Source organism: Collinsella sp. An307 (assembly GCF_002161805.1).
Taxonomy (GTDB): Bacteria; Actinomycetota; Coriobacteriia; order Coriobacteriales; family Coriobacteriaceae; genus Coprousia.
This window is the reverse complement of sequence record NZ_NFIP01000011.1, coordinates 48,820-62,885: the sequence shown is the minus strand read 5'-3', so window position 1 is coordinate 62,885 and position 14,066 is coordinate 48,820. Positions and strand designations below refer to the sequence as shown.

At 63.1% G+C, this 14,066-nt stretch carries 14 protein-coding genes; 2 read left to right on the top strand and 12 right to left on the bottom strand.

Going from position 1 to position 14,066, the window contains the following annotated elements:
* Nucleotides 1-5 precede the first annotated feature (5 nt).
* Nucleotides 6-278, top strand: a complete 273-nt coding sequence (locus B5F89_RS09295; RefSeq protein ID WP_087431505.1) for an FmdB family zinc ribbon protein — start codon at nt 6-8, stop codon at nt 276-278.
* Here the strand turns inward: B5F89_RS09295 and B5F89_RS09290 are convergent.
* From B5F89_RS09290 to B5F89_RS09250, 9 genes are all read right to left on the bottom strand, one after another.
* Entirely contained in the window at nt 275-1,669 is a 1,395-nt protein-coding gene (locus B5F89_RS09290; protein WP_239286738.1) for a transcription antitermination factor NusB, read from the bottom strand. The genes B5F89_RS09295 and B5F89_RS09290 overlap by 4 nt on opposite strands.
* Nucleotides 1,666-2,607: a methionyl-tRNA formyltransferase gene (fmt, locus tag B5F89_RS09285; protein WP_087431503.1), complete on the bottom strand. Its 942-nt coding sequence runs from the start codon at nt 2,605-2,607 to the stop codon at nt 1,666-1,668. Before fmt ends, B5F89_RS09290 begins: the two co-directional genes overlap by 4 nt.
* A gap of 139 nt (nt 2,608-2,746) precedes the next feature.
* Nucleotides 2,747-3,283: a peptide deformylase gene (gene def / locus B5F89_RS09280; protein ID WP_087431502.1), complete on the bottom strand. Its 537-nt coding sequence runs from the start codon at nt 3,281-3,283 to the stop codon at nt 2,747-2,749.
* Between the two features lie 40 nt (nt 3,284-3,323).
* Nucleotides 3,324-5,831, bottom strand: a complete 2,508-nt coding sequence (priA, locus tag B5F89_RS09275; protein ID WP_087431501.1) for a primosomal protein N' — start codon at nt 5,829-5,831, stop codon at nt 3,324-3,326.
* Nucleotides 5,832-6,155, bottom strand: a complete 324-nt coding sequence (locus B5F89_RS09270) for a type II toxin-antitoxin system RelE/ParE family toxin (protein ID WP_087431500.1) — start codon at nt 6,153-6,155, stop codon at nt 5,832-5,834.
* Nucleotides 6,152-6,448, bottom strand: coding sequence for a type II toxin-antitoxin system Phd/YefM family antitoxin (locus B5F89_RS09265; protein ID WP_087431499.1), 297 nt, complete (start codon nt 6,446-6,448; stop codon nt 6,152-6,154). Before B5F89_RS09265 ends, B5F89_RS09270 begins: the two co-directional genes overlap by 4 nt.
* A gap of 66 nt (nt 6,449-6,514) precedes the next feature.
* Complete coding sequence (metK, locus tag B5F89_RS09260) at nt 6,515-7,792, bottom strand: methionine adenosyltransferase (protein WP_087431498.1); 1,278 nt, start codon at nt 7,790-7,792, stop codon at nt 6,515-6,517.
* Between the two features lie 196 nt (nt 7,793-7,988).
* Nucleotides 7,989-9,329: a phosphoglucosamine mutase gene (gene glmM / locus B5F89_RS09255; RefSeq protein WP_087431497.1), complete on the bottom strand. Its 1,341-nt coding sequence runs from the start codon at nt 9,327-9,329 to the stop codon at nt 7,989-7,991.
* Between the two features lie 231 nt (nt 9,330-9,560).
* Nucleotides 9,561-10,832: an AAA family ATPase gene (locus tag B5F89_RS09250; RefSeq protein ID WP_239286739.1), complete on the bottom strand. Its 1,272-nt coding sequence runs from the start codon at nt 10,830-10,832 to the stop codon at nt 9,561-9,563.
* A 151-nt stretch (nt 10,833-10,983) separates the two neighbouring features.
* On the opposite strand from B5F89_RS09250, the gene B5F89_RS09245 reads away from it, so the two are divergent.
* Nucleotides 10,984-11,772 (top strand): hypothetical protein, encoded by a 789-nt coding sequence (locus B5F89_RS09245; RefSeq protein ID WP_143758364.1) that lies wholly within the window; start codon nt 10,984-10,986, stop codon nt 11,770-11,772.
* Nucleotides 11,773-11,854: 82 nt separating this feature from the next.
* Here the strand turns inward: B5F89_RS09245 and B5F89_RS09240 are convergent, their stop codons facing one another.
* The 3 genes from B5F89_RS09240 to B5F89_RS09230 are packed head-to-tail and all read right to left on the bottom strand — an operon-like array spanning nt 11,855 to nt 14,047.
* Complete coding sequence (locus B5F89_RS09240; RefSeq protein ID WP_087431494.1) at nt 11,855-12,508, bottom strand: CpsB/CapC family capsule biosynthesis tyrosine phosphatase; 654 nt, start codon at nt 12,506-12,508, stop codon at nt 11,855-11,857.
* Between the two features lie 18 nt (nt 12,509-12,526).
* On the bottom strand, nt 12,527-13,384 hold the full coding sequence (locus B5F89_RS09235) for a CpsD/CapB family tyrosine-protein kinase (protein ID WP_239286737.1): 858 nt from the start codon (nt 13,382-13,384) through the stop codon (nt 12,527-12,529).
* Between the two features lie 3 nt (nt 13,385-13,387).
* The gene (locus tag B5F89_RS09230; protein WP_087431493.1) at nt 13,388-14,047 is read right to left on the bottom strand and encodes a GNVR domain-containing protein; all 660 of its coding nucleotides are present in this window, start codon (nt 14,045-14,047) and stop codon (nt 13,388-13,390) included.
* Nucleotides 14,048-14,066 lie beyond the last annotated feature (19 nt).

Below are 14,066 nucleotides of genomic sequence, written 5' to 3'. Positions count from 1 at the left end.
AGCACATGGCACGTTACGATTACCGCTGCACCTCGTGCGGCGAGGTCTTTGAGGTCGAGCACGGCATGATGGAGCACCCCGAGGTAAGCTGTCCCGCCTGCGGCGCCGAGGCCACCAAGGTCTTCAGCGCGAGCGGCATCACCTTCCAGGGAAGCGGTTTCTACAACACCGATCAGCGCGGCGGCAGCTCATCGACCGAGGCCACCTCGGGTTCGAGCAGCACCGCACCGGCAGCGGAGACGCACAGCTGCGAAAACTGCCCGCACAAGAATAACTAGAGCTCGCAGGAGCGCACCATACGGGCGCAGAAGTGCCCATCATAGGCACCGGGAGCGGGGGCGGTACGAAACGTGCCGTCCCCTTCTTCGTGCGCGCGCACAAGCTTTGCGGCGCCCGTGAACGCCTCAAGCGAGAAAATCGGGCTCTCGGAGACCAGCGCTAGGCGAAACGCCATCCCCTGTTCGCTCGCGAGAAACGCCTCGATTACATCCCGGTTCTCGGCGTCGAGCACCGAGCAGGTGGCGTACAGAAGCGTGCCGCCGGGACGAACGCGCGCAGCGGCAGCCGTGAGCAGGGAGAGCTGAAGCGCCGGCAGCGAGCCGCCGGGCTGGATGTCCGCCTCCGCAAGCCGCCAGGGAATCTCCGGGTGACGGCGCATGGTGCCCGTTCCCGAGCAGGGTGCATCGACCAGCACGGTATCGAAGAGCATCCCGGCTGCATCGCCTAGAGGGGCGAGCACGGCATCGAGGTCGCGGGCGTCTCCCGCAAAGGCGCGCACGCCACAGAAACCGGCTCGCTCGAGACGCTCGAGGTTCGCGGTGCACTTGCCGGGATATAGATCGACGGCAACATGCTCCCGCGTATAGCCCGCACGCGCTGCCTGGCACGCCATGATGAAGGTCTTGGTCCCCCGTCCGGCACCTTCCTCGAGACAGGTGCCCGAAGACACCGCCGCGGTCGCAACGAGCTGGGCGTGGAGGTCTGAGGCGACCACCTCGGCGCGGGCGAAGGCGCCCGAGTGCGCAATCTGGCCCGCATCGGCGTCGAGCACGCAACCCGGGAGCTCGGAGGGGTGTCCCTCCTGCGGATATGCGGCGCCGGGGCGTACATGCACGCTCACGGGCGCCGGCTCGAGCTCGGATTGGCGAAGCGCCTCTGCAACGCTTGCGGGAAGGGAGGCGTCAATACGGTCGGAGAGCCACACCGGCAGCCCCGCGCGACGGGCGCGGGAGATACGCTCACGCTCGCCCAAGGGCGCATCCAGCGCTAAGAGATAGCCCTCCGCTCCCTCGGCCACGCGCCTCAGCACCGCGTTGGCGAGGCCGGCGGCGCCGCGGGCGACGGAGCGCACAAGCTCCACCCCTTGGCTTACCGCGACCTCGGCGGGCGTCCTCAGATAGACGATCTCGAACGCCGCGATGCGCAGCGCCGCGCGCACGCGAGGGGAAACCTTGCGGGGCTGCGATAGAAAGGTGTCGAGAAGCTCGTCGAGCGCACCCTCCGCTGCCGTGGAGCCCAAAACGAGCCTGCGGCAAAGCCCGCGGTCGCGGGCGTCCAGGCGCGCGACCGCATCCGCGCGGTCGAGCACCTCGCGAGCGTAGCGCTTCTCCCGCGTCGCCGCTACGATTACCTCGAGCGCGACGCGGCGCGCCGGTGCAAGCGCACTCACGACAGGAGCTCCCAGGCGCCCTCTTTGGTCTGGAGGCCGGCCGCCCAGGCGGCAGCATCCATGGCGCGCTTACCATCAGGCTTCACCTCGAGAACCTCAAAGGCACCGTCAGCGCAGCCCAAAAGCACGCGCTTGGCGCGGATCGCGAAGACACCCTCCTTTGGCAGACCGCCCAACGAGGACGCGTCTGCGCCCTCGGGCGCACGAGCGCTAAGGATGCGCACCTGCCTGCTTGCCACCGAGCAACGCGCCGGCGCTGCATCGCTCGATGCGAGCACCCTGCGCACGTTTTGAGAGGCAGACGCAGCGGGATCGAGACGAAGCTCGGCCTTGGCGATCTTGGCGGCGTGTGTGACGAGGGACTCGTCCTGCACCGTCCACGTGGCGGTGCCATCCGCGATGGCGGGAAGCGTCCGCACCAACAGCTCGCCACCGAGCTCTGCAAGCTCAGCTGTGAGCTCATCTGCCGTCTTGCCCGGAACCGAGCACGATGCCTGAGCGCAGTAGTCGCCGGTGTCCACACCCTGACCGATGCGCATGATGGACACGCCCGTCTCATCGTCCCCGGCAAGAATCGAGCGCTGGATGGGGGCGGCGCCGCGCCAGCGGGGCAAGAGCGACGCGTGCACGTTCACACAGCCGAGAGGCGCCATATGGAGGACCTCGTCGGGCAGGATGCAGCCATAGGCCGCGACGCAGAAGATGTCGGCCCCGGCCGCACGGAGGGCGTCGAGTACCTCGGGCGTCATACGGGAGGTCTCAAGCACGGGCAGACCGAGTTCGAGCGCCGCCGCCTTCACGGCAGAGGGCTCGAGCTTCTTGCCGCGGGAGCGCACCGCGTCGGGTCGCGTGACAACGAGAGCCACCTCGTGCTCGCGCGCAAGGGCCGTAAGCGAAGGCACCGCAAACGCCGGCGTCCCCATAAACACAACTCTCATAGCGACCTCCAGTCAGTTTCTTGTCGTTCGACCCAAAAGGCGTTCGCTGGCGCCGCGGGGCGTCTTCCCTGCGTGCGAATCGCGAAGCGAGCCAAAGGCGCTGAGCACGCGGGGAAGACGCCCCGCGGCGCTCGGAGTCCTATTCGGTATCCCCCGGCTTAGCCCCGTGAGCGAGCGCATCCTGGTAACGGCGCATGGCGTGCATGCGGGCCTTCGGCTTCAGACGCTCGAACATGGTGATGCCGTGCAGGTGGTCGATCTCGTGCTGCAGGCACACGCACATAAGGTCGCCCTCCGCCTCGTAGCGCATAAGGTCGCCGTCGAGGTTCAGCGCCTCCACAACCACGCGGTCGGGACGCTCGATCTCGCAGGTGAGACCAGGGATAGAGAGGCACCCCTCGTTGAAGGGAACCAGATGCTCGGACTGCTCGACGATAACGGGATTGATAAGGACGTACGGGTCGTAGTCCTCGGCCGAGGTGTAGTCGACATCGATGATGACGAGCTGGATGAGCTCGCCCACCTGAGGCGCTGCGAGGCCGCAGCCCGTATTCTCGATCATATCGGCCTTCATGCGCTCCACAAGCTCGCGGATCTCGGGCGTGATCTCCTCGATGGGCGCACACTCCTGGCGCAGGCGCGGGTCGGGCGAGATAACGATGTCGTTCATCTCCATGGTCTAACAGCCTTTCTTACAGCAGACGACGCGGAATGCGTCACATGAGGTCGTAGGCATCGACGTCGACGCTCACACTCACGCCCGCAGGAGCGGGACGCGCGTCGAGCACCGCCGCGATAGTATCTGAAATATGGTACCCCAGCGGGGACTTTATCACCACGTGAAAGCGCCAGCGGTCCTTGGCGCGGGCGATGACGCAAGGCGCAGGTCCCAAAACGACCGGGCGCACGCGGGCGTCGGCAGCGCTCGCAATCGAGGGCATCGCGCCCGGGGCCGGCTCCGGCAAGGCGCCGGCGCCTGCACCCGTGGTTGCCTCGATAAGACGCCTGAGGTCACGGGCAAGCTCCTCTGCATAGGAGCGAGCGGCATCCTCGGCAGCCGCCCAAACGGTCACGTTCGAGAGCCTCACAAAGGGCGGGTAGACCGCCTCGGCACGCTGAGCGCGGTCGTGCTCGGTAAAAAATGAGCGGTCATGGGTCGCCACGGCGCGAATGACCGGGTCGTGGGGCAGATAGGTCTGGATGATGACCTCGCCCGGACGCTCGCCGCGGCCGGCGCGGCCGGCCACCTGCTCGAGCAAGTCGAAGGCGCGCTCGCCAGCGCGGAAATCCGGCATCTTGAGGGCATAGTCGGCGTTCACCACGCCTACGAGCGTTACCTCGGGAAAATCGAGGCCTTTCGCGATCATCTGCGTACCGAGAAGCACGGCGCACTCTGCGGCGTCGAACGCCTCGAGCAGGCGCTGGTGACCGTCCTTGCCGCGGGTGGAGTCGGCATCCATGCGGATGACCTCCACGTGCGGGGGCAAGAGATCGCGCAGCGCATCCTCCACCTGTTGGGTGCCCATGCCCATCTTGGCGAGATAGCGGCTCCCGCACTGCGGACAGGCGCTCCCCGGCGCGGGATAGGGCCGCACATGGTAGACGGCGCCGCAGGTATGGCACTCGAGCGTGTGCGTGCGCTCGTGATAGGTAAGTGCCGTCGAGCAGTGCTGGCACGTGGGCACGCAGCCGCATTCACGGCACATGAGAAACGGCGCAAAGCCGCGGCGGTTGTGGAGAAGCACCGCCTTCTCGCGGCGCTCGGCCACCTCAAGAAGCGCCCGCTCGAGCGGAGCCGAGAACATCGAGCGCCGCCCGGCGGAGAACTCGCGGCGCAGGTCGGCAACGGTAACCGTGGGAAGCGTCGCTCCCCCGGGCCTCTCGCGCATCTCCACACGCTGCCACCTCTGACCCGCCCACTCCCCTTTGCGCGTGCGCTCGAGCGCTTCGGCAGAGGGCGTGGCTGAACCCAGGACGAGCGGGATGTTCAGGCGTCGCGCCATCTCCGCGGCGACCTCGCGCGCATGGTAGCGAGGGCTCGACCCCTGTTTGTAGGACTGCTCATGCTCCTCGTCGATCACCATGAGGCCGAGGTCCCGGAAGGGGCAGAAGAGCGCCGAGCGGGCGCCCACGACCACACGCGCCGCGCCCGTGCGGACCATGTCCCACTGGTCGAGCCGCTCTCCCGGAGAGAGTCTCGAGTGAAAGACCGCCACCGCATCCCCAAAGCGCGAACGGAAGCGTCCGACCGTCTGGGCGGTGAGCGAGATCTCGGGCACGAGCACGCAGGCAGAGCGTCCCTCGGCAAGTACGCGCTCGATGGCGGCGAGGTACACCTCGGTCTTTCCCGATCCGGTCACTCCGTCGATTACCACGACGTCGCCGCGGTGCGCATCAAGCGCGCATCCAATAGCGGCAAGCGCATTTGCCTGCCCCTGTGTGAGCTCAGCGGGGGCGGCGGCACGGGCAGAGGAGAGCGACGTCGTCGCCTCCGTGCCGCGCCAGGCGCGCCGCTCCGTCACGGACACGACGCCCTTCTTGGCGAGCGCGCGCACCGTGGCGGACATATCGGTGTAAAGCGCCCTGAGCTCGCGCGTGGAGACAGGACCACAGGCGAGCGCCTCGATAAGCTGGCGCTGACGGTGCGCGTTTTGGGGCGGGCGGTAGGACTGGCCATCTGCGGTGAGGGCGACCACGCGCTCGTGAACCTCGGGGACCGCCTGACGCTCGACGCGGTAGGTTCCGTCCTTCCCGCGTACGAGCCGGGGCGTGCCTCCCGGCGGCAGGAACAAGCGCAGGCACTCGGCAAGCGGTGCCACGTACTCCCTGCTCATCCAAAACGCCATCTCACCGGCAAGGTCAGCACACGAAGGCGGAGCGAGCACGGCGCGAATCGGCTTTACCCGAGCGGACGCCAAACCATCGGTGCCGGGAATATCGGCAAGGGCGTCCGCAAGCGCGACCACGTAGCCGAGCGCCATCTGCCGCCCGAAGGCGACAAGCACCGTACAGCCAAGCTCGACCTCGTCGGCAAGGTGGGCGGGAACGGCATAGGCAAAGGCGTCCGCGATGGCGCGCGCGGGAATGTCCACCACAACCGATGCGTATCCCGCAATAGGCTCCCCTTTTGCGGAGGATTTTCCAGCGCGGGCGTCCACCACAGGAGCGGCGCAGGCGCCGTCTTTTGTCTCGGGTTCAGGGAACAAGGAAAGCTGCTCGCTCATCTACAACAGCGCCTCATAATCACGGCGGTTATGGAACATACCGTACAGCACCACCTGTCGGCGCTCATCATCCACCTTGTAAAACACAACGTTTGTGCCGATGATGATACGGCGGTATCCTCGTCGCGCGAGTGTTGCGCTCGCGGGCACCGCCCCCATACGGGGAAACACCTCAAGCTGGGAGGCAGCATGCTCCAGCTTGTCTATGAGGTCAAGCGAGGCAGAAACTCCCTCCGTAACATCCCTCAGATACCAGACGATATCGCGCAGAAGGCTATCAAACGTGGCAGTTTTCACCACCGTATAGGGATGCTCCTCGCTCATAAGGCGGCTCGCAGGGGCACATCCTCCGCTCCGGAGAGCTCTTCGCGCAGCGCGGAGAGCGACGAAGAAAGCGGCTCGATACGACCGAGCTCGAGGTCACGTTCGGAATCGGCGAGCGAGCTCAGCAACTCAAGCTCAGCGCACATACGGTTGTAGTCTTCAAGTCCTAACAGCACCGTATCGCCGCGCCCGTTAACGGTGAAGATCGTGGGGCGACGCTCTTCACGGCACGCACGGGCAATCTCCGCGTAATGGTTTCGCAAGTCTGAGGAAGGTCTGATATCAGGTGCCATAACGCCTCCTAAAAAGCCATAGTCATATTTTATCTTGATATGACTATGGCTTTTTCTCCGCACAAGCTAGGCGATACCGCAGGCGGCGCGCAGCGCGTCCACGCGGTCGGTACGCTCCCAGGTGAAATCGGGGTCGTTGCGGCCAAAGTGGCCGTAGGCAGCCGTCTTCTCGTAGATGGGGCGGCGCAGGTCGAGGTCACGGATAATCGCCCCGGGACGCAGGTCAAACACCGAGGCAACGGCACGCTCGATATCCTCAACTGCCACCTTCTCCGTCCCAAAGGTCTCCACCATGATGGAGAGCGGACGGGCCACGCCGATGGCGTAGGCGAGCTCGACCTCGCAGCGGTCGGCAAAACCCGCAGCCACGACGTTCTTGGCAACCCAGCGCGCAGCGTAGGCGGCAGAGCGGTCGACCTTGGTGCAGTCCTTACCCGAGAAGGCGCCGCCACCGTGACGGCCCATGCCGCCGTAGGTGTCGACGATGATCTTGCGGCCGGTAAGACCGGTATCGCCCATGGGGCCGCCCACAACAAAGCGTCCGGTGGGGTTCACGTACACGACCGCATCACGCCAGGCGATGCCCACCTCGTCCATGACGGGTGCGATCACATGCTCGAGCATATCGGCCTTGATCTGACCCATATCCTCAATCTCAGGCGCGTGCTGAGTGGAGATGACGACGGTAGTGACCTCGACGGGACGGTCGTCCTCGTAGCGGACGGTCACCTGCGTCTTGCCGTCCGGACGGAGGTACGCAAGCGTGCCGTCATGGCGCACCTGAGCAAGGCGCTCGGCAAGACGACTCGAAAGATAGTGGGGCATGGGCATGTAGGCGGCCGTCTCATTGGTGGCATACCCAAACATCATGCCCTGGTCGCCCGCGCCCACCTGGTCGAGCGGATCAGTTGTCTCCCCCGCCTGAACGGCAAAGCTCTCATCGACTCCCTGAGCGATGTCGGGGCTCTGCCCGTGGATCATGTTGATGACGCCGCACGTAGTCCCGTCGAAACCGTACTTCGCACGGTCGTAGCCAATACGGCAGATGACGTCGCGCGCGATCTTCTGCACGTCGACGTAGGCCTGAGTGCGGATCTCGCCGGAGATGACGACCATACCGGTGGTAAGAAGCGTCTCGCAAGCGCAGCGCACCGCCTCGAGACGGGCCGGCACGCCGTCGGTATCGATATAGCCCTGCGCCTCGAGCTTGGCCTCCTTATCGAGGATGGCGTCGAGCACGGCGTCAGAGATCTGATCGGCGATCTTATCGGGGTGCCCCTCGGTAACCGATTCCGAGGTGAAAACAAACGAGCGCCCCTGGGTGGAACGAAGCGAGTCTGACATGGCAGTCCTTTCTGTCACAGGTAGGCGGCCGTTACCATTCCGCCTGCCCTCGATACGTGAAGAGCATGGTACCACCCCGCGCGGACGCGAGGTGGTACTCCAAACAAACAGGATATGCGCCGATGCAACCTAAGCGCGGTGCGGCGGCGCGACGCGGACCCGGCGCGACCTGGCCGCAGCGTGTGCCCAACGCGACCTAGGCGCGATGCGGCTCCAGTGCGCGCAGCACGATGGCGTTCGCCTCGCGGCAGAGCTCGTCGGTCGGCGCCTCGGCGAGCGTGCGGACGAGCGGCTCGGTGCCGGACGCGCGCACGAGCACGCGGCCGCTGCCGGCGAGGAACTCCTCCGCCTCCTTGGCCGCGGCAAGTACCGCTGGGTCGTTCATGGCGGCGTCCTTGTCCTTCACACGCACGTTGATGAGCTCCTGCGGATAGAGCTTCACCGGGGCACAGAGCTGCGAGAGCGTCTCGCGCTCGGCGCGGATGACCTCCATCACGCGCAGGCTCGTCATGATGCCGTCGCCCGTGCACTCGATGTCGCCGAAGATGATGTGGCCCGACTGCTCGCCACCCAGGCTGTAGCCGTGCTCGCGCATGCAGGCGTAGACGTTCTTATCGCCCACCGCGGTCGTCTCGTAAGAGAGGCTCGCCTCGTCAAACGCCTTGAAAAGGCCGTAGTTGCTCATGACGGTGGGAACTACGGTGCCGGCGGAGAGGCGACCGTGCTTGTTCAGGTACACACCGCAGACGTAGAGGATGAGGTCGCCGTCGACCACGTTGCCGCGCTCGTCCACCGCAAGGCAGCGGTCGGCGTCGCCGTCGTAGGCAAAGCCCACGTCGAGCCCCTGCTCCACCACGTGGCGGCGCAGGCGGTCGATGTGGGTGGAGCCGCAGTCGACGTTGATGTTGAGACCGTCGGGGCTGTTGTTAATGACGCGCACGTCCGCACCGAGGGCGTCGAACACGGGCTTGGCGACCGAGGAGGCGGCGCCGTTGGCACAGTCGAGACCAATCTTCATGCCCTGCAGCGAGAAGTTGGCGCTCGAGATCAAAAAGCCGATGTAGCGGTTGCGGCCCTGCATGTAGTCGATGGTGGAGCCGATGGCATCCCCCGTGGCAAGCGGGACCTCATCGCACTCGCCGTCGATGTAGGCCTCAATGAGCTCGAGAACGTCCTCGTCCATCTTGTAGCCCTCGCCGTTCACGAGCTTGATGCCGTTATCGGTATAGGGGTTGTGCGAGGCAGAGATCATGATGCCGCAGTCAAAACGTCCATCGACGGTCTCGTAGGCAAGACCGGGCGTGGGGATGACGTGCAGCATGTACACGTCGGCGCCCGAGGCAACAAGACCCGCGGTGAGGGCGCTCTCAAACATGTAGCTCGAGCGGCGCGTGTCCTTACCGAGCACGATACGGGCTTTCTTACCCTGGCGCGCTCCGTAGTACCAGCCCACATAGCGGCCGATCTTGAACGCGTGCTCCACGTTGAGGCCGTTGTTTGCCTCACCGCGGAAACCGTCGGTGCCAAAGTACTTCATATCTCATACCTCCGTTATGGACAAGAGAATAGCGGCGCGACCGCACCGCCCTTTCGCGCAACGAAACAGCTTCCCCATTGTACCGTGGGCCTGAACCGAGAACCACCACCGCGCGGAGGCAACACCTGCCGCACAAATGTGCGCGGCCCACACGCTACACATCTGCTGCGGTCGCGTCCGGTACGAACACTGCACTTTGAGATGGTCCGCAGTCTACGGGCATCCGCAATATCACAAGCGTGATGGCTCCCCTTGGATTACCCAACCATCGATGGTTCTCGTCTCGGGAGAGAAGTTGACGCCCACCTTTATCACGGCGCAGCCATCGGCCAAAAACGGTAACGGATAGCTCTCCGAGAGCCCGCGACTCACCTCCACATTAGGAATACCGAGGGTGTAGACACCAGCTTCCTCGTCATACGCCTTGACGGTGAGGTATCCCGATTGGTAGAGCAGCGCCGTCGGGGCAACGGAGTGCTCGGTGGGAGCGTCAAACTCCGCCTCAAGTGCATCCACCTCGGTAAGGTCGACAATCTGCCAGCCGTGCGCACGAATGGCGTCGATAAGCACCGTTGGCGTGCCCGAACCAAACCAGAACGACTTGATGCGGCCACGCGCGAAGGCGGAAAGCAGACTGAAGGGGTTGTAGATGTCCGGCGATTCGGGGGTGAAGTGATAACCGTCGTAGTAGTCCTTGAGGCGCTGGCGAGCAACGGAAGGTGCGACGTTGAGGCGCTCGGCCAAAATCTCTATATCCTCCCCCATCTCGCTATCGAGTTCCTCTGCGGTAATACCGCAGATGCCGGCATATGCCGGGTCCATGCTTATAATCGTGAGATTGTTGAGCTCCGAGAAAATGGAGAGCTGACTGAACTTGGTGATACCCGTAAGGAAGACGAAGCGAAGATCCGCATCGCACGCTTTAAGTGGAATGTAGAACTCGCGCATAACCTGACGAAACGCATCGAACTGTTCGGGGTCATCTATAACATTGAGCAGCGGCGCGTCGTATTCATCCACAAGCACAACGACCTGCTTGCCCGCCTGTTCACGCACATGGGTGATAAGCGCCTGCAAGCGCCCGCCAAGCGTTTCCGCAAGGCGCATGCCGCCGGTGAACTCATTCTCAAGATTGCGAAGGATGTCACTTAACCGAGCCTCGAGCGCATCAAGGTCTCGCGTCTTGACCGTGGAGAGATCTAGGCGTATGACTGGATAGACTTCCCATTCGGTTTCCATCCGCTCCAGCGCCGTACCGGAAAACAGTTCTCGCCTGCCCTCGAAGTACGACTGCATCGTAGAGACAAGCATCGATTTGCCGAAGCGGCGCGGACGGCTCAAGAAGAACGAGCTGCCGTTCTCGTGCGCCAGACGCCAGATATAATCAGTTTTGTCGATATAAACAAATCCACCGTTCCGCAGCTTGGGAAAGTCTCCCCTCCCAAATCGAATGACGCACCGCCCCTCGTCGAGTTCAGTAGCTTTCTTCCTCCATAAGAACACGCCAACCAGAGATTCATTGTGGAGGCCTATCTGATGTCTACCCCAGAGATGCTGTACCACTTACACAAGCCATGAAACGCTGGCGCTCATTCTTGAGCATAGGACCATCCGGCTGATGCCTCTATCAAACATGGACGACAAGCAAGAGAGTGTGGCATCGGACGTTGAGAAGATGGGGCAGTTCTACTTTGCAAGCTGCTGGACCGCCGACGACACCGAAAGCATCCCTATGTGGAACATGTACGCCGGAATACGCTGTGGCGTACGTATAGGGATGCCGGCAAACCCCTTTGTTGAATACTCCTATTCAACCGAGGAGGTATTTCATTTTGATATGAGCAACTGCGTGGTATCGGGAGACCCAGGCTCAAATGTGTGGCATTCCATTCTCCCGCCTCAATACTTTAAAGCGGGCGCCTTCACTACATCGCTCTTCGAGGGCACTGAGGAACTGATTAAAATCACCTATACCGACAAGCGAGAACTTCTCGAGCCGCAGATTGTCACCAATCTAGGCGACCAGTTCGGTATTGCAACCAACAAGTTGGGAAGGTTCAAAAACAAATACCGGAAATTCCAAAAGGAATACCGCTATATTCTTGAGGTATTTCCGCCGACGCTAGGAAACCAGCCAAACCCCCAGGCGATCATGCTGTATTTCACGATGTTCGCGAATCGCCTAGCGAATGATCAGCTGAAATCCCCGTTTAACTACATCGACCTCAATCTGCGACCCGCCGCTGCGCACCAGGCGACATCCAGCTGCCGGCAAGATATGTTGGGGCAACTCCCCCACTTAGCGAAAGCTGAAGATGTACGCATTCGTTTTCAGTTTTCCTTAAGTCTTTACTATTGTTGCCGGAACGTAGGGGCCCTCCACCCTAAATATCCCAAGATATCCTCTGGGACGGACCCCCCGTCTCAACTGGGGCGATGGTGAAATGTAAAGAATCTAGCCCCCAAATAAAGCTTCTTATCTGCACAAAAGGAGCATGGCAACTATAGTTGACAAAATGAAAAGCCTAGCGCTTGAAATGGGCGCCGCGCACCGAAAAGGACTTACGTGCTTTGGCGAGGTAGCGGTAGTGCTCGACACGGTGGGCATCGCTCGCAATGTAGGTGTAGAGGTTCTCCTCAAACAGGCGCTTGGCAGGTTTTTTCTCCGCACCCAAGCGGCCACCGGCCACAAAGTCGGCCGACGCCTGCAGTTTGCAGCCCATTTGCACGAGGCGGCGCGCGATGTCGAGGTCTTTCTGGATAGCACGGTAGCGCTCGGGATGGGCGATGATTACCGTATAACCCATGCCCTGCAGCTCAAAGATGGTGCGCTCATACTGGCGAAACTCGAGCTCACTCGCCCGGGTGGATAGCTCGAGCAAAAACTCACCCGTCCCGTCGATTGCCAGATGGTCCGCCCACTCCATACCCAGGTCCATAAGCTTGGCATGGTTGACCTCAAAGCCCATGGTGAGCGGAAAGCCTCCCGCATGCGCTCGCAAAAGCTCAAAGGCGTCCCACATGGCATTGTAGTCAAAGTAGGGCTCGCGGCAGTGCGGAGTGCAGACGATGCTCGTCACGCCCGCCTCACGCGCGGCATCGAGCATAGCGAGGCTCTCGTCAAGATCCCGGGCGCCGTCGTCGACGCCCGGCAGGATATGGCTGTGGATGTCCCTCATACTAGATCGCTCGAACTACTAACGCGAGAAACGGCTGCCGCTCTGAAGCGACCCCTGTGCAGGGGCAACACCCGCCGCACGCTGGGCGGGAACGCTGCCTGAGGCAGAGCGCTGGGTGGGCACAGAAGCGGCCTGCGGGGTGGCGGAGCGCTGGGTGGGCAGACTCGGCCCTTCCTCCACATGGTCGTGGCCCTTACGCACGCGCTTGCCGTCCTTGTTGTAGTAGGAGTAGTAGTACTCGCTCGTATCGGACTCCGTACCGTTCAAGATCACGCCAATGATGTTGGCATCGGCCTTTTTCAGCTGCTCATAGGCGGCAAGGACCTCGTTTCTGTGGGTGAAGCGGTCACGCACGACGATGGCGGTACCGTCCACCAGCGTGGAGAGAATCGCCGCGTCAACAAAGGTGCCCACGGGCGGCGTGTCCACGATCACGAAATCGTAGCTCGCCTTCATGGTAGCGATGAGGTCGCGGAAGCGGTGCGAGGAGATGATGTCGGCCGGGTTGGGGATGTTGGGCTCGGCATCGAGGAAGAAGAGATTGGCCTGCTGCGTGGCAACGACCGCCTGCGAGAGCTCAACCTGATGCGAGAGCACGCTGTAGATGCCGTAGCGGGCGCGCTCGCCTATGGAGTCGGCGATGGAACGGCGGCGCATATCGCACTCGACGAGCAGCACGCGCTTGCCGCCCGAGGCGACAGCGACGGCGAGGTTGTAGGCGACCGTGGTCTTGCCCTCGTTAGGAACCGACGATGTGAGCATGACAACCTTGATGGGATGGTCGACGCTCGCAAAGCGGATGTTGGCGTAAAGCGTCTTGGCGGCGTTCTGAACCACCTGGGCGTCGGCGCCCTCGGACTTGCGCTGCATCTGCATGGCTTACATGCCCCCCTTCATGACAGGGATGCGGCCGATGACGGGCACCCCGAGCAGCTCCTCGACGTCGTGCTCACCGCGGATGCGGGTGTCGAGGATATCGAGCAGGACAACGATCGCAACCGCGGCAAAGAGACCTGCCATAAGGGCGACTGCGATGTAGAGCATGCGGTTGGGGCCGGATGGGGCGGTGGGCACCTCGGCCTCGTCCACCACGTTGACGCTCTCGACGCTCATGACCTCCTGAGCGACGGCTGAGACGCTCGACATGAGCGCGTTGGCGACGTTGGCGCACTCGACAGGGTCGCTGCCCGTGACGGAGAGCGAGATGAGACGCGTGGTGGTCTCACTCGAGACCTCGATGTCGAAGTCATCGAGGTCCTCGAGGCCAGCCTGACGCGCCGCGTCATCCTCGACGCGGCTCGAGGTGAGGAGCGTCGCAACGTCGTTGGAGAGCATCTGGCTCGCAGAAAGCTCGCTTGAGAGCGCGGAGCCGGTGCTATCGGCCGTGCCGGCGAGCACGTACATGTCGCCCGTGGCGGTGTAAGAGTCGCGCATGACGATAACGCTCGCGAGGGCCATGACGATGGCGCACACGACAGGCAGCGTTACCACCAGCTTGAGGTGCTTGCGCAGCAAGGTGATGAGTTCGAGCAGAGTCATCGGTAACCTTCCAGCTAGA